The organism is Klebsiella sp. WP3-W18-ESBL-02 (assembly GCF_014168815.1).
GTDB lineage: Bacteria > Pseudomonadota > Gammaproteobacteria > Enterobacterales > Enterobacteriaceae > Kluyvera > Kluyvera ascorbata_B.
Genome location: NZ_AP021972.1, coordinates 2,721,477 through 2,738,944, shown reverse-complemented (window position 1 = coordinate 2,738,944; position 17,468 = coordinate 2,721,477). Strand labels below are relative to the sequence as shown.

The following is a 17,468-nucleotide window of genomic DNA, read 5'->3' as shown; positions in this document are numbered from 1 at the left end:
TGATGTGCGCTCAATCACAAAGCCATGATAAACAAAATTGCTGCATTGTACTAGTGTATTAGTACATTCTGCGGCTTAATCCCATGATGTCCATGATTTTGGTAGCAATTTCTTCGACCGAGTAATTGGTGCTGTTGATCCAGGGGATCTGATTACGACGATACAGTGCCTCAACCTCAGCGACCTCCATCCGGCACTGGCGCATTGACGCATAGCGACTGTTCTCACGGCGCTCTTCACGGATTGCCGCCAGCCGTTCAGGGTTAATGGTCAGACCAAACAGTTTATGCTGTAGCGGCTTTAACGAGGCGGGCAGGACGAGGTTGTCCATGTCATCGGCAATAAACGGATAGTTGGCGGCGCGAATACCAAACTGCATCGCCAGATAAAGGCTGGTCGGTGTTTTGCCGCAGCGCGAGACGCCAAGCAAAATGACCTGCGCCTGATCGAGGTTGCGTAATGAGATGCCGTCATCGTGCGCCAGCGTGTAGTCAATGGCGGCAATACGCGCATCGTACTTGGTCAGATTACCGGGGGTGAGGCCGTGGGTTCGATGGGCAATCGGCGTAGGATCAAGCTGGAGTTCCTCCTGAAGCGGGGCCACCAGCGCCTGCACGATATCCTGACAAAACCCTTCACATTGCAGAATAATGTCACGAATTTCAGGAATAACGATCGAATAGAACACTAACGGGCGCACGCCCGTTTGCTGATAGATGGCGTCTATCTGTTCCTTCACCGCCCGTGCGCGGCTTTCGCTTTCGATAAAGGGCAGGGTAATGCTGTTGATCGCCACCGGGAACTGTGACATCACCGCATGACCGAGCACTTCGGCGGTGATCGCGGTACCGTCGGAAATATAAAATACCTGCCTGTCGACTGCGTTATCCATATTGCTTGACTCCCGTTAATTGCCTGAAAGGGTAATTAAATTTAAACACAAGCCGCTCATCTTTGTCTTAAAAATAAAAATGAAATGGTATTTTTATTTTTAATGAAATGGTCGTTTCAATTCCCAAAAGCTGCCAATAGACCGCTGGTTACTGTGCCTTTTCAGGCTAATCAGTAGGTTATGAATAATCAGGAATCAATCCTAAAAAGTAAAAAAATAATTTGCTTACACGATTCACCGTTTTTTTCAGCGGTTTAAATATGCCAAGATATTTTGAGTAGTCAGTCGTTTCTTATCACTGCTTCTTTAAATCAAAAAAGGATTGTCTCGATGTCCAACAATGGCTCGTCACCGCTGGTGCTTTGGTACAACCAACTCGGCATGAATGATGTAGACAGAGTTGGAGGCAAAAATGCCTCCTTGGGTGAAATGATTACTAATTTGTCCGGAATGGGCGTATCCGTGCCCAACGGATTTGCCACCACTGCCGATGCGTTTAATCAGTTTCTCGACCAGAGCGGCGTGAACCAGCAGATTTATCAACTGCTGGATAACACCGATATTGACGACGTTACCGCTCTGGCGAAAGCCGGCGCGCAGATCCGCCAGTGGATCATCGACACTCCTTTCCAGAGCGAACTGGAAGAGGCTATTCACGAAGCCTATAACCAACTGGCCGCCGATAACGCCAACGCCTCCTTCGCCGTGCGTTCCTCCGCCACGGCGGAAGATATGCCGGACGCCTCGTTTGCTGGCCAGCAGGAAACCTTCCTGAACGTGCAGGGCTACGATGCTGTACTCGTGGCGGTGAAACATGTGTTTGCGTCACTGTTTAATGACCGCGCGATCTCATACCGCGTTCACCAGGGCTATGACCACCGGGGCGTTGCGCTTTCTGCAGGCGTGCAGCTGATGGTCCGCTCCGATCTGGCGTCTTCCGGCGTGATGTTCTCGATTGATACCGAATCTGGCTTCGACCAGGTGGTGTTTATCACCTCCGCGTGGGGGCTGGGTGAAATGGTGGTGCAGGGCGCGGTGAACCCGGATGAGTTCTACGTGCACAAGCCGACGCTGGCCGCGGGTCGCCCGGCGATTGTACGTCGTACCATGGGGTCGAAAAAGATCCGTATGGTCTACGCACCTACGCAGGAGCATGGCAAGCAGGTGCGTATTGAAGACGTGCCGCAGCAGCAAAGCGATATTTTCTCGCTGACCAACGATGAAGTGCAGGAGCTGGCGAAGCAGGCTGTACAGATCGAAAAACACTACGGCCGTCCAATGGACATCGAGTGGGCGAAAGACGGCCACACCGGCAAGCTGTTTATCGTTCAGGCGCGTCCTGAGACCGTTCGCTCTCGCGGGCAGGTGATGGAGCGTTACACGCTGCACTCGCAGGGGCGCATCGTTTCTGAAGGGCGTGCTATCGGCCACCGCATCGGAGCGGGCCCGGTAAAAGTTATTCAGGACATCAGTGAAATGAACCGCATTCAGCCGGGCGATGTGCTGGTGACCGACATGACCGACCCGGATTGGGAGCCGATCATGAAAAAAGCGGCGGCGATCGTCACCAACCGCGGCGGGCGTACCTGCCACGCGGCGATTATCGCCCGTGAGCTGGGGATCCCGGCGGTGGTTGGCTGCGGCGATGCCACCGAGCGTATGAAGGATGACGAAAAGGTCACCGTTTCCTGTGCCGAAGGCGACACCGGATACGTCTACGCCGATCTGTTGGACTTCAGCGTGAAAAGCTCCAGCGTGGACACCATGCCGGACCTGCCGTTGAAGGTGATGATGAACGTCGGTAACCCGGATCGCGCGTTTGACTTTGCCTGCCTGCCGAACGAAGGCGTGGGGCTGGCGCGTCTGGAGTTCATCATTAACCGCATGATTGGCGTGCACCCGCGTGCGCTGCTGGAGTTTGATGACCAGGAGCCGAAGCTGCAAAACGAAATCCGCGAGCTGATGAAAGGCTTCGACTCGCCGAAAGAGTTCTACGTCGGCCGTCTGACGGAAGGGATCGCGACGCTGGGCGCGGCATTCTATCCGAAGCGCGTTATCGTGCGTCTGTCTGACTTTAAGTCGAACGAATACGCTAACCTGGTCGGTGGCGAGCGCTACGAACCGGAAGAGGAAAACCCGATGCTGGGCTTCCGCGGTGCCGGTCGCTACGTGTCGGAAAGCTTCCGCGACTGTTTCGCACTGGAGTGCGATGCGGTGAAACGCGTGCGTAACGAAATGGGCCTGACCAACGTTGAAATCATGGTGCCGTTCGTACGTACCGTAGAGCAGGCGAAAGCGGTGGTTGATGAACTGGCGCGTCAAGGGCTTAAGCGCGGTGAAAACGGGCTGAAGATCATTATGATGTGTGAGATTCCGTCCAACGCCCTGCTGGCCGAACAGTTCCTTGAGCACTTCGATGGCTTCTCTATCGGTTCAAACGATATGACGCAGCTGGCGCTGGGCCTGGACCGTGACTCCGGCGTTGTGTCTGCGCTGTTCGACGAACGCAATGACGCGGTGAAAGCGCTGCTGTCGATGGCGATCCGCGCGGCGAAGAAACAGGGCAAATACGTAGGTATCTGCGGCCAGGGGCCGTCTGACCACGAAGACTTCGCCGCCTGGCTGATGGAAGAAGGGATCGACAGCCTGTCGTTAAACCCGGATACCGTCGTGCAAACCTGGCTGAGCCTGGCTGAACTGAAAAAATAACGCTGCGGTAACGCGCAAATCCCGGGTCAATGCACCCGGGATTTTTTTTATCGGTCAGGAGTTGCGGCCGATCACACTTCTCCAGAAAAACCAAATATCGTAAATCTGCAGGCAATTTCAACAATTGTTCCCCACCGGTCACTTCTGAATACTGAGACTTATACCTTGTGCTTACCTGAATGTTTTCGGGTATTTATCAGCGAATCAGGAGCGTGGCTATGACCCCGATTTACAAAGACCCTCAACGTCCCATCAAGGAACGCGTCGCCGATTTACTGGCGCGAATGACTCCGGAAGAGAAGTACGCCCAGATGCATGCCTGGTGGCTGGTGCTGTCACCCGACGGCAATCATCGCGAACGTACCGACATGAGCGATGAGTTTGCGGGCGTCAGCGAACAAACCGCGCTGAGCGAGCGGCTCAAGCTGGGCGTTGGGCAGATCACCCGTCCGTTAGGCACCCACATTGTCGATGCCAGAACCGGCGTGCGCGCGGCGAACCGCCTGCAAAAAATGCTGATGGAAGAGACGCGGCTGGGGATCCCTGCGCTGTTCCACGAAGAGTGTCTGGTCGGCCTGTTGTGTAAAGACGCCACGCTGTTCCCGTCATCATTAAACTACGGCTCCACCTGGGACCCTGAGTTGGTCAAACGCGCCGCGCAGCAAATTGGCGAGGAAGCCCGCTCGACCGGCTGTAAGCAGGGGCTTGCGCCGGTGCTGGATGTCTCCCGCGACGTGCGATGGGGGCGGACGGAAGAGACCTTCGGCGAGGACCCGTGGCTGGTGGGCGTGATGGCCTGCGCCTACGTTGAGGGATTACAGGGCGAAAAACGTGACGTGCTGGCAACGTTAAAACATTATGTCGGTCACTCCTTTAGTGAAGGGGCGCGCAACCATGCGCCGGTTCATCTTGGTTTCCGGGAGCTGAACGATACCTTCCTGTTACCGTTTGAAATGGCGGTGAAACGTGCCAACGCCGGTTCGGTGATGCCTGCATACCACGACATTGACAATCAGCCGGGCCACAGCGACCGCTTCCTGCTGACCACGGTTCTGCGCGAGCGCTGGGGCTTTGACGGCATTGTGGTTGCCGATTACGGCGGCGTTAGTCTGCTGCACCAGCACCACGGTGTCTCTCACGATCCGGCTGAGTCGGCGGCGCTGGCATTTAATGCCGGTCTCGACGTTGAGCTGCCGAAGGACGATTGTGCGCGTCATTTAGCCGAGGCGGTGGCTCGTGGGCTGATTACGCCAGAAAAGATTGATGAGATTGTCGCAAGGACGTTAACGGAGAAATTCCGCCTGGGGCTGTTTGAGCATCCTTACACCGACGAACACGCCATCTCACTGCAATCGGCGACCACGCGTCAGGTGGCGCGTGAGGTCGCGACCCGCTCGATGACGCTGCTTGAGAACCGGGATGCGCTGCCGCTGTCCGGCCAACAGACCGTGGCGGTCGTTGGTCCTACGGCAGACGATCCGCTGGCGCTGCTTAGCGGCTATAGCTTCCCGGTGCATCTGATCATCAGCGATATGGTTGAGAAAACATCGCAGGTGACCACGCCGCTGGTGGCGCTGCGCGATTATCTTGGCGCAGACCGCGTACGTTACGCGAAAGGTTGCCACATCATTGAGCAACGGATGGCCGGCGCGCCGGTCTTCCCGGGCGACAGTTCTGGCAAACCGATGCAGTCTTCTCCCGTTTCGCAGGATCTGAGCCTGATTGCGGACGCGGTGCGCGCTGCGCAAGAAAGCGATGTGGTCGTTGCCTGCGTGGGCGATCTGGCCGGTCTGTTTCAGAGCGGCACGGTGGGGGAAGGGTCAGATACCGACAGCCTGAATTTGCCTGGCGTACAGCAGCAGCTGCTACAGGCGTTGGTCGATACCGGCAAGCCGGTCGTGGTGGTGATGACCGGTGGACGGCCATACAGCCTCCAGGGGCTGGAAAGCAAGGTCGCTGCGCTGATGCTGGCGTGGGCGCCTGGACAGGAAGGCGGCTGGGCCATTGCCGATGCGCTTACCGGGCGCGTCGAACCGCAGGGGCGCCTGGTGGTGAGCGTGCCTAAAAGTGCGGGCGCGATGCCGTTTTACTATAACCACAAGCTCAAAAGCGGCGGTACGCCGTTTGCGTTTCACTTTGGCGCGCGTTACCCCTTCGGCTACGGAAAAGGTTGGGGTGACTTCCAATTTGGAACGCCGGAGCTAGCGGAATCACAGGTGGCGATCGACGGCGAAATTGCCCTGCGGGTGACGGTAACCAACCGCGCCGATCGCCGCGGTAGCGAGGTGGTGCAGCTGTATGTGCGCGACAAGGTCGCCAGCCTGGTGCGTCCCCTGCAGGAGCTCAAGGCTTTCCAGCGCGTCACCTTAGCGCCGGGTGAGCAGGCAACGCTGACCTTTACGCTGCCGGTCGATATGCTCAACTTCACCTCTTATGAAGGCCAGCGTATCGTCGAACCGGGCGAATTTGAGCTGCAGGTAGGGCGCTCATCAGCGGATATTCAGGGGCGTGTAACGGTGTCGGTCATCGGTCAAACCCGGGTTCTGTCGTCAGACTGGGAAATGATGAGCCGCTGTGAAGTGGGGTATTAATCAGCTGCCCGGATGTTACGCATCCGGGTCATTACTGTGTCACAGGTAAAAAAAAGGCCCATCGTGGGAGATGGGCAAAGACTACACACAGCAATTCTTAGTTTCACTCAGGGGATATATAAATCAAGGGGTTGATTTAATGTCTTGACGTTAATAGTAAGCATTGCCTTTTTTACCGTCGATCGGATTCGTCTCAATAGTTAAATAAATGTGAATAATATCCGGGATATGTCGCAGTTCAGAGGGGATAGAGCGGGGCGAGGGGGCGCATTAAATCAGCGTCGCTTAACTAACAAGGCGGGTTTCCCCGCCTTTGACGTGCTTATGGTTTCGGATAGTTATTCTTTTCCAGCTCGCTGAGCTCTTCCAGAACGTCATCCGGGTCAGTCGATGGCGGGGGAACTTCGTGCAGCCAGGCATCAAACAGACGCCACGAAACGGCCAGCAGTACCGGCCCGATAAACAGGCCAATCATACCAAAGGCGACCAGGCCGCCGATCACGCCGGAGAGAATCAGGATCATCGGCAGGTCGGCACCCATGCGAATCAGCATCGGGCGAATGACGTTATCCATGGTACCTACCACGCAGCTCCACACCAGCAGCACCGTGCCCCAGGTGGTGTCCCCGGTCCAGTAGAGCCAGATAATACATGGCACTAACACGATCAGCGGCCCAAGCTGCACCAGGCAGGAGAAAATCATCACGACGGTCAGCAGCGTTGCGTAGGGTACGCCAGAGATACCCAGGCCAATCCCGCCCAGCACGGCCTGTACCAGCGCCGTGACCACTACGCCCAGCGCGACCGCGCGAATCGCCTGGCCGGCCAGCAGCACCGCCGCATCACCGCGCTTGGCAGCGAGGCGGGTCGCAAAATAACGCATCCCGAAAGCGACCTTTTCCCCCTGCCAGTACAGCAGGGCGCTAAACAACAGCATCAGCCCGCTGTGCAGCAGGAACCGACCCACGTGGGCCGCTTGACCGACAAACCACGTGGTTGTGGTGCCGATATAAGGGCGAACCTTTGCCATCAGCGCGGTGCCGCCCATATCGAGCAGGCTGTGCCAGCCGCTGTACAGGCGATCGCCGATAAACGGAATGCTGTTCAGCCAGGCGAGGTCCGGCAGGGTTAAGGTGCCGCTGGTGATGGCGTGAATCAGCGGCGTGCTGCCATCAACCAGGCTGTTGACCAGCAGCGCAATCGGAATAACGAACAGTAAAAAAAGCAGTAACGTCATGACCAGCACGGCAAGGCCGCGTCGGCCAAAAAGTACGCGCTGGAACCAAAGCAGCACCGGCCAGGTGGCAATGACGATGGTCGCCGCCCAGGCGAAGCCCAGAATAAACGGCTGAACAATCCATAAACAGGCGATGATCATCAGCGCTAAAAACAGCACCGATAGCAGTATTTGTGGAATATCACGAGGCCGAGGGATGGTGTTCATAAATGCGTTTTACCTTCTGTTGCTCGTCAGCGGACTGACGCAGCGTAAATCCGTTCATTGATAGCAATATCAATAAATTCCCGGCGCTGATTCTGCGACAAAAACTCCCGGGCGTATAAGAAAAAAATGTGATAAAACGATAACGGCACGACGCAAACGATTAATTATTTATACACCGTCTTTTTGCCGTTTGCTGCGAATGCGCAAATCGGCAACATACGGTGCGTACAACACAACATTCAGAAAGGGTCAAGCGTAATGATCCCACAGATTTCCCAGGCACCCGGCGTAGTACAGCTGGTGCTGAATTATTTGCAGGCACTGGAGCAACAAGGTTTTACCGGCGATACCGCCACCCGCTACGCCGACAGGCTAACGATGGCGACCGATAACAGTATCTACCAGCTGCTCCCGGATGCGGTGGTATTCCCGCGCTCCACCGCCGATGTCGCGCTGCTGGCTCGTCTGGCGGCGGAAGAACGTTTTCAATCCCTGGTTTTCACCCCGCGCGGCGGCGGCACCGGCACTAACGGGCAGTCGTTGAACCAGGGCATCATTATTGATATGTCCCGCTATATGAATCGCATCATTGAAATCAACCCTGAAGAGGGCTGGGTGCGCGTCGAAGCGGGTGTGATTAAGGATCAGCTTAATCAATATCTTAAGCCCTATGGCTACTTTTTCTCGCCTGAACTGTCGACCAGTAACCGTGCAACGCTGGGCGGGATGATCAATACCGACGCCTCCGGGCAGGGTTCGCTGGTGTACGGTAAAACCTCCGATCACGTGCTGGGCGTGCGCGCCGTGTTGCTGGGCGGCGATATTCTGGATACTCAACCGGTGCCGATCGCGCTGGCCGAAACGCTGGCCAAACAGCAGTCGGCGGTAGGGCGAATCTATCGCACCGTGTTTGAACGCTGTCGCGAAAACCGCCAGCTGATCCTCGACAAATTCCCCAAACTCAACCGCTTCCTGACCGGCTACGACCTGCGTCACGTCTTTAACGATGAGATGACCGAGTTTGACCTGACCCGCATTCTTACCGGTTCGGAAGGGACGCTGGCGTTTATTACCGAAGCGCGTCTGGACATTACGCCGTTGCCGAAGGTGCGCCGGCTGGTCAACATTAAATACGACTCCTTCGACTCGGCGCTGCGCAACGCGCCGTTTATGGTAGAAGCGCGCGCGCTGTCGGTTGAAACCGTTGACTCTAAGGTGTTGAACCTCGCGCGGGAAGACATCGTCTGGCATTCGGTGAATGAACTGATTACCGACGTTCCCGACAAAGACATGCTCGGGCTCAATATCGTGGAGTTCGCCGGTGATGACGATGCGCTGATCGAAGGCCAGGTCAGCGCACTGTGCCAGCGTCTGGATGAACTCATCAGCCAGCAAGAAGGCGGCGTGATTGGCTGGCAGCGCTGTAACGAACTGGACGGTATCGAACGTATCTATGCTATGCGTAAAAAGGCCGTCGGCCTGCTTGGTAATGCAAAAGGCGCGGCCAAGCCGATTCCCTTTGCCGAAGATACCTGCGTGCCGCCGGAGCATCTGGCGGACTATATCGTTGAGTTCCGCGCGCTGCTCGATAGCCACGGCCTGAGCTACGGCATGTTTGGCCACGTGGATGCGGGCGTACTGCATGTGCGTCCAGCGCTGGATATGTGCGACCCGCAGCAGGAGATTCTGATGAAGACGATCTCCGATGAGGTGGTGGCGCTGACCGCGAAATACGGCGGTCTGCTGTGGGGCGAGCACGGTAAAGGGTTCCGCGCCGAGTACAGTCCCGCCTTCTTCGGCGAGCAGCTGTACGGCGAACTGCGGAAGGTGAAAGCAGCATTTGACCCGGACAACCGCCTGAACCCGGGCAAAATCTGCCCGCCGGAAGGTATTGATGCGCCAATGATGAAAGTCGATGCGGTGAAGCGCGGCACTTTCGACAGGCAAATTCCGGTCACCGTGCGTTCGGCGTGGCGTGGCGCGATGGAGTGTAACGGCAACGGTCTGTGCTTCAACTTTGACGCTAAAAGCCCAATGTGCCCGTCGATGAAGATCACCAACAACCGGATGCACTCGCCAAAAGGCCGTGCGACCCTGGTGCGCGAATGGCTGCGCCTGTTGGCCGACCGCGGCGTCGATCCGCTGCTGCTGGAAAAAGAGCTTCCGGAGAAACGCGCCAGCCTGCGTGCGCTGGTCGAGCGCACCCGTAATAGCTGGCATGCGCGCAAGGGCGAGTATGATTTTTCGCATGAGGTTAAAGAGGCCATGTCCGGCTGTCTGGCCTGCAAAGCCTGTTCAACCCAGTGCCCGATTAAAATCGACGTGCCGGAGTTTCGCTCCCGCTTCCTGCAGCTCTACCACACGCGCTATCTGCGCCCGGTGCGCGATCATCTGGTCGCGACGGTGGAAAGCTACGCGCCGCTGATGGCCCGCGCGCCGAAAACCTTTAACTTCTTTATGAGCCAGCCGCTGGTGCGTAAGCTGTCGGAAAAACACATCGGCATGGTCGATCTGCCGCTGCTTTCCGCGCCGTCGCTGCAAAAGCAGATGGTGACGCACCGTTCTGCCAATATGACGCTGGAGCAGTTGGAAACGCTCACTCCGGCGCAAAAAGCGCAGACTGTGCTGGTTGTACAGGATCCCTTCACCAGCTATTACGATGCTCAGGTAGTGGCCGATTTTGTCCGGCTCATCGACAAGCTTGGCTACCAGCCGGTGCTGCTGCCGTTTTCACCGAACGGTAAGGCACAGCATATTAAAGGCTTTGTTACCCGTTTCACCAAAACGGCGCAGAAAACCGCCGACTACCTGAACCGGGTGGCGGCGCTGGGGATGCCGATGGTAGGCGTCGATCCAGCGTTGGTGCTGTGCTATCGCGACGAATACAACCAGGTTCTGGGCGACAAACGCGGCGACTTCAACGTGATGCTGGTGCACGAATGGCTGCCGCAGGCGCTGGCACAACGTGAAAGCCCGCCGCCGTCGGGTGAGGCCTGGTATCTGTTCGGCCACTGCACGGAAGTGACCGCGCTGCCGACGGCACCGAAACAGTGGGCGTCTATCTTTGCGCGCTTTGGCGCCACGCTTGAGAACGTTAGCGTCGGCTGCTGCGGTATGGCGGGCACCTACGGCCATGAAGTGAAGAATCACGCCAATTCGTTGGGCATTTATGAGCTATCGTGGCAGCAGGCGATGCAGCGCCTGCCGCGCAACCGCTGTCTGGCAACCGGCTATTCCTGCCGCAGCCAGGTGAAGCGCGTTGAAGGTAACGGCGTACGCCATCCCCTGCAGGCTTTACTGGAGATTATCGGATGATCTGGAGACGGCAAACCACGCTGGAGGCATTGAACGCGATGGGCGAAGGCAATATGGTCGGGCTGCTGGATATTCAGTTCGACAGTATTGGCGACGATTCGCTGGAAGCCACCATGCCGGTAGACCACCGTACTCATCAGCCGTTTGGCCTGCTGCATGGCGGCGCGTCGGTGGTGCTGGCTGAAACCCTCGGGTCGGTGGCTGGATATCTGTGTACGGAGGGCGATCAGCGGGTGGTGGGGCTGGAGGTGAATGCCAACCATATCCGCTCTGCGCGCAGCGGGCGGGTACGCGGAGTGTGCAAAGCGCTGCATGCCGGGCGGCGCCATCAGGTCTGGCAGATTGAAATCTTCGACGATGAAGGGCGGCTTTGCTGCTCCTCGCGGCTGACGACGGCAGTCGTATAAGCCCTCAGGCAAAACGCGCTTCCCTGTGGGGAGCGCGTTCAGATGGCTCACAAACCAGCCCGCGCTGTGCCGGATGGCGTCGCAAGCGACTTATCTGGCCTATAACGGATGTCGATTTCAATCAGTGACGCCATCCACGTAGGCCTGATAAGCGTAGCGCCATCGGGCTTTCGGACGTGGTCATCAGTCTTAACGCACTTACGCCTCGATCGGCGTTAAATATTCCAGCCGTAGCGGCTCGGCCAGCAGAGTATCCATTTGCCCAACAAACGCCTGAAAGTGCGCCTGCGATACATGATGGTCCAGCGCAGCCTGGTCGCGCCAGCGCTCGTGCATGTAAAATGTCTCTGGTTCATCGCGCCGTTGAAACAGCGCGTACTCGAGGTTGCCTGGCTCCTCACGCGTGGGTCGCAGCAGAGCGCTTAGCGCCTCGCGCAGCGCCTGCGTTTTTCCCGGTTGGGCCTTCAGCACGGCAAGTATCGCGATCATCCTAAAACCCCTCCAGCACGATTTTTCCAACCGCGCGGCCGGTTTCGAGCTGAGCGTGCGCCCGTTGCAGGTTTTCAGCGTTAATCACGCCGTAATGCTCGCCCAGCGTGGTGCGAATAACCTGAGTATCTATCAGCGTCGCCACTTCAGACAGTAAACGGTGCTGTGCATCCATGTCTTTGGTCTCAAACATTGAACGGGTGAACATAAACTCCCAGTGCAGCGAAAGACTTTTTAGCTTCAGCGGCACCACGTCGAGGTGCTCCGGGTCATCAATGAGCGCCAGTTTTCCCTGTGGGGCCAGCACGTTAATAAGCTCTAAATAGTGTTCTGCCGTATTATTCAGGCTGGCAACGTGCGTGACGGCGGGGACGCCAATGCGTGCCAGCTCGTCGCTCAGCGGTTGACTGTGATCGATAACATAGTGGGCGCCAGCCTCACGCACCCACTGCTGACTGGCTGGGCGAGACGCGGTACCGATGACCGTCATGTTCGTCAGTTTACGGGCAAGCTGAGTCAGAATAGAGCCGACACCGCCCGCCGCGCCGACAATGAGCAGCGTATCGCCCTCATTGCCGCCGCGGGCAACGCCCAGACGGTCGAACAACAGTTCCCAGGCGGTAATGGCGGTCAGCGGCAGCGCGGCGGCTGCGGCGTTATCCAGGGTACGCGGCTTCAGTGCGACGATACGTTCATCCACCCGCTGAAATTCGCTGTTGCTGCCAGGACGACCGAGTGCGCCGGCATACCAGACTTCATCGCCGGGGGTGAAAAGGGTCACACGTTCGCCGACGGCTTTGACGACGCCAACGGCATCCCAGCCGAGCACGCGCGGCGTCTCGCCTGAAAAACCGGCGCGCACTTTAGCATCGACGGGGTTGACGGAAATCGCTTTGATCTCCACCAGCAGGTCGTGGCCCGCAGCTTGTGGAACGGGCAGGGAAATCTCTTGAATAAACGGAATGTTGCTGCCGTCTGCGGCGGCTCTGGTAATGGCAAAGGCTTTCATCATGGCTCCAGGTCTGATTTGTCTTACCCGGATAATAAAAATAAGCGATGAAGAGAAAAACGGCGTCGCGGCGATAAGACTTATACGCAAACCGCGAAAATCACGCCGTGGGCTAACGATGTTCGAAGAAAATTTCTTCCTCTTCCATGCGTTCTTCAATCTGCCGGGTCACGCGCTGTAGCGCCGCCAGATGCTTTTCCGCCGCTTGCTCAATGGTCATCGCCTTCGCGATATAGACCAGATTCAGGCAGCCGATAACCCGCGCCTGGCTTCGTACCGGTACGGCGATGGAGGCGATTTTTTGCTCCAGCTGCCAGCCCTGAAAGTTTTCGCCGTAGCCGTTTTTCCGCGTACGTTCGAGTATCGCGTGCAGTTTTTCCGGCTCGCGGGCCAGTTGGTATTCCTCTTCCGGGCGGGCGGCCAGCATTTCAATAATGGGCTGACGCTCATGCTCGGGCGAAAAAGCCAGCCACGTCAGGCCAGACGCGGTCAACAGCAGCGGCAGGCGTCGGCCCACCATGGCGCGGTGGAAGGAGAGGCGACTAAAACGGTGGGTGGTTTCCCGTACGACCATGGCATCAACGTCGAGCGTGGTTAAATCGGTGGGCCAAATGACCTCGCGCAATAATTCTCCAAGTAGCGGCGTTGCAAGTGCAGAAATCCAATGTTCGTCACGAAATCCCTCACTTAACTGCCGCACTTTCATCGTCAAACGGAAGCTATCGTCTGACAAACTGCGCCGCACGTACCCCTCCTCCTGAAGGGTCTCCAGCAGCCTGCGTACGGTGGTGCGGTGCAGGCCGCTAAACTCCGCCAGCGTCGCGGTTGACGCGCCTCCGTCGAATTTATTTAACAAATTAAGTAACAATAAACCCCGCGTTAATCCCCGCACGGTTTTGTAATCGGTCGCCTCGTTATTCTTCATATTTCCTGACATTTTTATATCTAAAACAACGTTGTGCACCTGGTGCACATCCTGGTCTGTTTTGATTGTAGCCTAAATTCCCGGACATATACTGCGCTCATTATGAAAATATGTTTACAGCAAATTAACAGTCGAGCATGTGCGTTAACAGCACCAACCCGGCTGGTCCGATTCGTGAGGTATTGAAGATGACAACATCAAATCCGGATATTCAACCTGCAGTACAACACCATGTTCAGGTCGCTATCGCTGGCGCGGGTCCGGTAGGGCTGATGATGGCGAACTACCTGGGACAGATGGGCGTGGAGGTGCTGGTTGTCGAGAAGCTGGATAAATTAATCGACTATCCGCGCGCCATCGGCATTGATGATGAAGCGCTGCGCACCATGCAGTCTGTCGGGCTGGTCGATAACGTGCTGCCACACACGACGCCGTGGCATGCCATGCGTTTCCTGACCCCGAAAGGCCGCTGCTTTGCTGATATCCAGCCGATGACCGACGAATTTGGCTGGTCGCGCCGCAACGCGTTTATCCAGCCGCAGGTCGATGAGGTGATGTATCAAGGCCTGAGCCGTTTCCCGAACGTGCGCTGCCTGTTCTCCCGTGAACTGGAGGCGTTCACCCAAAAAGGTGACACCGTCACCATTAATCTGAAAGGCCCGGAGGGCGAACGTGAAACCGTACAGGCTAACTGGCTGGTGGCCTGCGACGGTGGCGCCAGCTTTATTCGCCGTACGCTGAACGTACCGTTTGAAGGTAAAACGGCGCCCAACCAGTGGATCGTGATTGATATTGCTAATGACCCGCTGGCTACGCCGCACATCTATTTGTGCTGTGACCCGGTGCGCCCTTACGTGTCGGCAGCGCTGCCGCACGGCGTGCGCCGCTTTGAATTTATGGTGATGCCGGGCGAAACCGAAGCCCAGTTGAGCGAGCCGGAGAATATGCGTCGCCTGCTCAGCCAGGTGCTACCGGATCCGGATAACGTCGAGCTGATTCGCCAGCGTGTATATACCCATAACGCCCGTATCGCAGAACGCTTCCGTATCGATCGCGTGCTGTTGGCCGGTGATGCGGCCCACATCATGCCGGTCTGGCAGGGGCAAGGCTACAACAGCGGTATGCGCGATGCTTTCAACCTGGCATGGAAGCTGGCGATGGTGGTCAACGGCAAAGCGGGCGAGACGCTGCTGGACACGTATCAGCAGGAACGCCGCGACCATGCCAAAGCCATGATCGATCTCTCGGTGACCGCTGGCAACGTACTGGCACCGGCAAAACGCTGGCACGGGACGGTGCGTGACGGCATCTCCTGGCTGCTGAACTACATTCCACCGGTAAAACGCTACTTCCTGGAAATGCGCTTTAAACCCATGCCGCAGTACCGCGAAGGCGCGCTGTTGCTGGAAGCTAACGCTAAAAATTCACCGGTCGGCAAGATGTTTATCCAACCGAAAGTGACCCGCGAAAACGGTGAAGTGGTGCTGCTGGATGAGGTTATTGGACCGAAGTTTGCCGTGATTGCCTGGGGCTGCAACCCGCTGTGGGGTATGAGCGACAGTCAAATCGCGCAATGGCGCGCGCTGGGAACCTGTTTTATTCAGGTGGTGCCGGATGTGCAGATCCGTACGCCGCAGGACAATTTCACCGGTGTGATACGTCTCGGTGATAGCCAGAATCGGCTGAAAACATGGTTTGCGGCGCAGAACGCTTCCCTGGTGGTGGTACGCCCGGACCGCTTTGTTGCTGCGCTGGCTATACCACAGACGCTGAATACAACCCTCGACCAACTTGCTCAGGCGATGGCGCTGACCCCCGCGACATCGGGTCTGGCTGAAGAGAAGGTGGCCTGAAATGAATGCATACCTGCACTGTCTTTCCCACACGCCGCTGGTGGGCTATGTCGACCCCGCACAGGAGGTGCTGGACGAAGTTAACGGCGTGATTAGTGAAGCGCGCGCGCGCATTGCGGCATTTGACCCGGAGCTGGTGGTGCTGTTCGCACCGGACCACTACAACGGCTTTTTCTATGACGTCATGCCGCCGTTTTGCTTAGGCATCGGCGCCACCTCCATCGGCGACTTTTCCAGCGCGGCAGGGGTATTGCCGGTTCCGACGGCGCTGGCGGAAGCCTGCGCTCACTCGGTGATGAAAAGCGGTATCGATCTGGCGGTTTCCTACTGTATGCAGGTCGATCACGGTTTTGCCCAGCCGCTGGAGCTGCTGCTTGGCGGGCTGGACAAACTGCCGGTACTGCCGGTGTTTATCAATGGCGTCGCCACGCCGCTGCCGGGTTTCCAGCGTACGCGCATGCTGGGCGAGGCCATGGGGCGCTTCCTGTCGACGCTGAATAAACGGGTGCTGATCTTAGGATCCGGTGGCCTGTCGCACCAGCCGCCGGTACCGGAGCTGGCGAAGGTGGACGCCCATATGCGCGATCGCCTGCTCGGCAGCGGTAAACAGCTGCCGCCCGACGAGCGTGAGCTGCGCCAGCGTCGGGTCATTGAAGCGGCTGAACGCTTTGTTGAAGACCAGAAAACGCTGCACCCGCTGAACCCCATCTGGGACAACCAGTTTATGACGTTGCTGGAACAGGGCCGCCTGACGGAGCTCGATGCTATCAGCAATGAAGAACTTTCGGCGATCGCCGGCAAATCGACCCACGAAGTGAAAACCTGGGCTGCGGCGTTTGCCACGCTTGCCGCCATGGGGCGCTACCGCGCCGAAGGCCGCTACTATCGGCCGATCCCGGAATGGATCGCCGGCTTTGGCTCACTGAGCGCCATGACAACGAATTGATTAAGCAGGAGATTATGATGAGCTATCAACCACAAACCGAATCTGCAACCAGCCGTTTTCTTAACGTGGAAGAGGCCGGACAAACGCTGCGCATCCACTACAACGACTGCGGCCAGGGCGATGAAACCGTCGTGCTGCTGCACGGTTCCGGACCGGGGGCAACCGGCTGGGCGAACTTCAGCCGCAATATCGATCCGCTGGTGGAGGCGGGCTATCGCGTACTGCTGCTGGACTGCCCGGGCTGGGGCAAAAGTGACTCGATCGTGAACACGGGCTCTCGCTCCGATTTGAACGCCCGTATTCTGAAAAGCGTGGTCGATCGGTTGGATATCGAGAAAGTACACCTGCTCGGTAACTCTATGGGTGGGCACAGCGCGGTGGCCTTTACGCTGACCTGGCCTGAACGCGTCGGCAAACTGGTACTGATGGGCGGTGGCACCGGCGGCATGAGTCTGTTCACACCGATGCCGACGGAAGGCATCAAGCTGCTGAACGCGCTGTATCGCGAACCGACCATCGAAAATCTCAAAAAGATGATGAGCATTTTCGTTTATGACACTCGCGATTTGACCGACGCGCTGTTTGAAGCCCGTCTGAACAACATGCTGTCGCGCCGTGACCACCTGGAAAACTTTATTAAGAGCCTGGAAGCCAACCCGAAACAGTTCCCGGATTTCGGCCCGCGGCTGGGTGAAATTAGCGCGCCGACCCTGGTGGTCTGGGGGCGTAACGACCGTTTTGTCCCGATGGATGCGGGCCTGCGACTGCTCTCCGGGATTGCCGGTTCCGAACTGCATATTTACCGCGATTGCGGCCACTGGGCACAGTGGGAGCACGCAGAGGCGTTTAACCAGCTGGTGCTGAATTTCCTGGCGCGTCAATAAGGAG

12 protein-coding genes and 1 other RNA gene are annotated in these 17,468 nt (G+C 57.4%); 7 read left to right on the top strand and 6 right to left on the bottom strand.

Going from position 1 to position 17,468, the window contains the following annotated elements; translation table 11 throughout:
- Window positions 1–58 precede the first annotated feature (58 nt).
- Window positions 59–892 carry a posphoenolpyruvate synthetase regulatory kinase/phosphorylase PpsR gene (locus H7R56_RS13150; RefSeq protein ID WP_106929208.1) on the bottom strand — a complete coding sequence of 278 codons (834 nt, stop codon included), beginning with the start codon at window positions 890–892 and terminating at the stop codon, window positions 59–61.
- A 330-nt stretch (window positions 893–1,222) separates the two neighbouring features.
- Here H7R56_RS13150 and ppsA point away from each other — a divergent pair, with 330 nt between their 5' ends.
- Together ppsA and H7R56_RS13140 are read left to right on the top strand one after the other, a co-directional pair.
- A complete protein-coding gene (gene ppsA / locus H7R56_RS13145) occupies window positions 1,223–3,601 on the top strand; it encodes a phosphoenolpyruvate synthase (RefSeq protein ID WP_106929206.1) in 2,379 nt (792 codons plus the stop codon).
- 218 nt (window positions 3,602–3,819) lie between these two features.
- Window positions 3,820–6,192, top strand: a complete 2,373-nt coding sequence (locus H7R56_RS13140; protein ID WP_106929204.1) for a glycoside hydrolase family 3 N-terminal domain-containing protein — start codon at window positions 3,820–3,822, stop codon at window positions 6,190–6,192.
- Window positions 6,193–6,238: 46 nt separating this feature from the next.
- Here H7R56_RS13140 and rprA read toward each other — a convergent pair.
- An RNA gene (gene rprA, locus H7R56_RS13135) (antisense sRNA RprA) lies at window positions 6,239–6,338 on the bottom strand.
- A 176-nt stretch (window positions 6,339–6,514) separates the two neighbouring features.
- The gene (ydiK, locus tag H7R56_RS13130; RefSeq protein WP_106929202.1) at window positions 6,515–7,636 is read right to left on the bottom strand and encodes an AI-2E family transporter YdiK; all 1,122 of its coding nucleotides are present in this window, start codon (window positions 7,634–7,636) and stop codon (window positions 6,515–6,517) included.
- 258 nt (window positions 7,637–7,894) lie between these two features.
- On the opposite strand from ydiK, the gene H7R56_RS13125 reads away from it, so the two are divergent.
- Both H7R56_RS13125 and menI read left to right on the top strand, forming a co-directional pair.
- Complete coding sequence (locus H7R56_RS13125) at window positions 7,895–10,951, top strand: D-2-hydroxyglutarate dehydrogenase YdiJ (RefSeq protein WP_106929200.1); 3,057 nt, start codon at window positions 7,895–7,897, stop codon at window positions 10,949–10,951.
- Window positions 10,948–11,358 carry a 1,4-dihydroxy-2-naphthoyl-CoA hydrolase gene (gene menI, locus H7R56_RS13120; RefSeq protein WP_106929198.1) on the top strand — a complete coding sequence of 137 codons (411 nt, stop codon included), beginning with the start codon at window positions 10,948–10,950 and terminating at the stop codon, window positions 11,356–11,358. Before H7R56_RS13125 ends, menI begins: the two co-directional genes overlap by 4 nt.
- A 198-nt stretch (window positions 11,359–11,556) precedes the next feature.
- Here the strand turns inward: menI and H7R56_RS13115 are convergent, their stop codons facing one another.
- From H7R56_RS13115 to H7R56_RS13105, 3 genes are all read right to left on the bottom strand, one after another.
- Window positions 11,557–11,847, bottom strand: coding sequence for a putative quinol monooxygenase (locus H7R56_RS13115; protein ID WP_106929196.1), 291 nt, complete (start codon window positions 11,845–11,847; stop codon window positions 11,557–11,559).
- A 1-nt stretch (window position 11,848) separates the two neighbouring features.
- On the bottom strand, window positions 11,849–12,856 hold the full coding sequence (locus H7R56_RS13110) for a zinc-binding alcohol dehydrogenase family protein (RefSeq protein ID WP_106929194.1): 1,008 nt from the start codon (window positions 12,854–12,856) through the stop codon (window positions 11,849–11,851).
- A 112-nt stretch (window positions 12,857–12,968) separates the two neighbouring features.
- The gene (locus tag H7R56_RS13105; protein ID WP_146145733.1) at window positions 12,969–13,781 is read right to left on the bottom strand and encodes a DNA-binding transcriptional regulator; all 813 of its coding nucleotides are present in this window, start codon (window positions 13,779–13,781) and stop codon (window positions 12,969–12,971) included.
- Between the two features lie 188 nt (window positions 13,782–13,969).
- Here H7R56_RS13105 and H7R56_RS13100 point away from each other — a divergent pair, with 188 nt between their 5' ends.
- Genes H7R56_RS13100 through mhpC form a run of 3 tightly spaced genes read left to right on the top strand, consistent with a single transcriptional unit; the run spans window position 13,970 to window position 17,464 of the window.
- On the top strand, window positions 13,970–15,634 hold the full coding sequence (locus H7R56_RS13100) for a bifunctional 3-(3-hydroxy-phenyl)propionate/3-hydroxycinnamic acid hydroxylase (protein ID WP_106929190.1): 1,665 nt from the start codon (window positions 13,970–13,972) through the stop codon (window positions 15,632–15,634).
- A 1-nt stretch (window position 15,635) separates the two neighbouring features.
- Entirely contained in the window at window positions 15,636–16,580 is a 945-nt protein-coding gene (mhpB, locus tag H7R56_RS13095; protein ID WP_106929188.1) for a 2,3-dihydroxyphenylpropionate/2,3-dihydroxicinnamic acid 1,2-dioxygenase, read from the top strand.
- A 17-nt stretch (window positions 16,581–16,597) separates the two neighbouring features.
- On the top strand, window positions 16,598–17,464 hold the full coding sequence (mhpC, locus tag H7R56_RS13090) for a 2-hydroxy-6-oxonona-2,4-dienedioate hydrolase (protein ID WP_106929186.1): 867 nt from the start codon (window positions 16,598–16,600) through the stop codon (window positions 17,462–17,464).
- Window positions 17,465–17,468 lie beyond the last annotated feature (4 nt).

Bases quoted from the DNA above. Each gene is read 5' to 3' on its own strand.
- H7R56_RS13150 (WP_106929208.1), bottom strand. From the start codon at position 892: ATGGATAACGCAGTCGACAGGCAGGTATTTTATATTTCCGACGGTACC.
- ppsA (WP_106929206.1), top strand. From the start codon at position 1,223: ATGTCCAACAATGGCTCGTCACCGCTGGTGCTTTGGTACAACCAACTC.
- H7R56_RS13140 (WP_106929204.1), top strand. From the start codon at position 3,820: ATGACCCCGATTTACAAAGACCCTCAACGTCCCATCAAGGAACGCGTC.
- ydiK (WP_106929202.1), bottom strand. From the start codon at position 7,636: ATGAACACCATCCCTCGGCCTCGTGATATTCCACAAATACTGCTATCG.
- H7R56_RS13125 (WP_106929200.1), top strand. From the start codon at position 7,895: ATGATCCCACAGATTTCCCAGGCACCCGGCGTAGTACAGCTGGTGCTG.
- menI (WP_106929198.1), top strand. From the start codon at position 10,948: ATGATCTGGAGACGGCAAACCACGCTGGAGGCATTGAACGCGATGGGC.
- H7R56_RS13115 (WP_106929196.1), bottom strand. From the start codon at position 11,847: ATGATCGCGATACTTGCCGTGCTGAAGGCCCAACCGGGAAAAACGCAG.
- H7R56_RS13110 (WP_106929194.1), bottom strand. From the start codon at position 12,856: ATGAAAGCCTTTGCCATTACCAGAGCCGCCGCAGACGGCAGCAACATT.
- H7R56_RS13105 (WP_146145733.1), bottom strand. From the start codon at position 13,781: ATGAAGAATAACGAGGCGACCGATTACAAAACCGTGCGGGGATTAACG.
- H7R56_RS13100 (WP_106929190.1), top strand. From the start codon at position 13,970: ATGACAACATCAAATCCGGATATTCAACCTGCAGTACAACACCATGTT.
- mhpB (WP_106929188.1), top strand. From the start codon at position 15,636: ATGAATGCATACCTGCACTGTCTTTCCCACACGCCGCTGGTGGGCTAT.
- mhpC (WP_106929186.1), top strand. From the start codon at position 16,598: ATGAGCTATCAACCACAAACCGAATCTGCAACCAGCCGTTTTCTTAAC.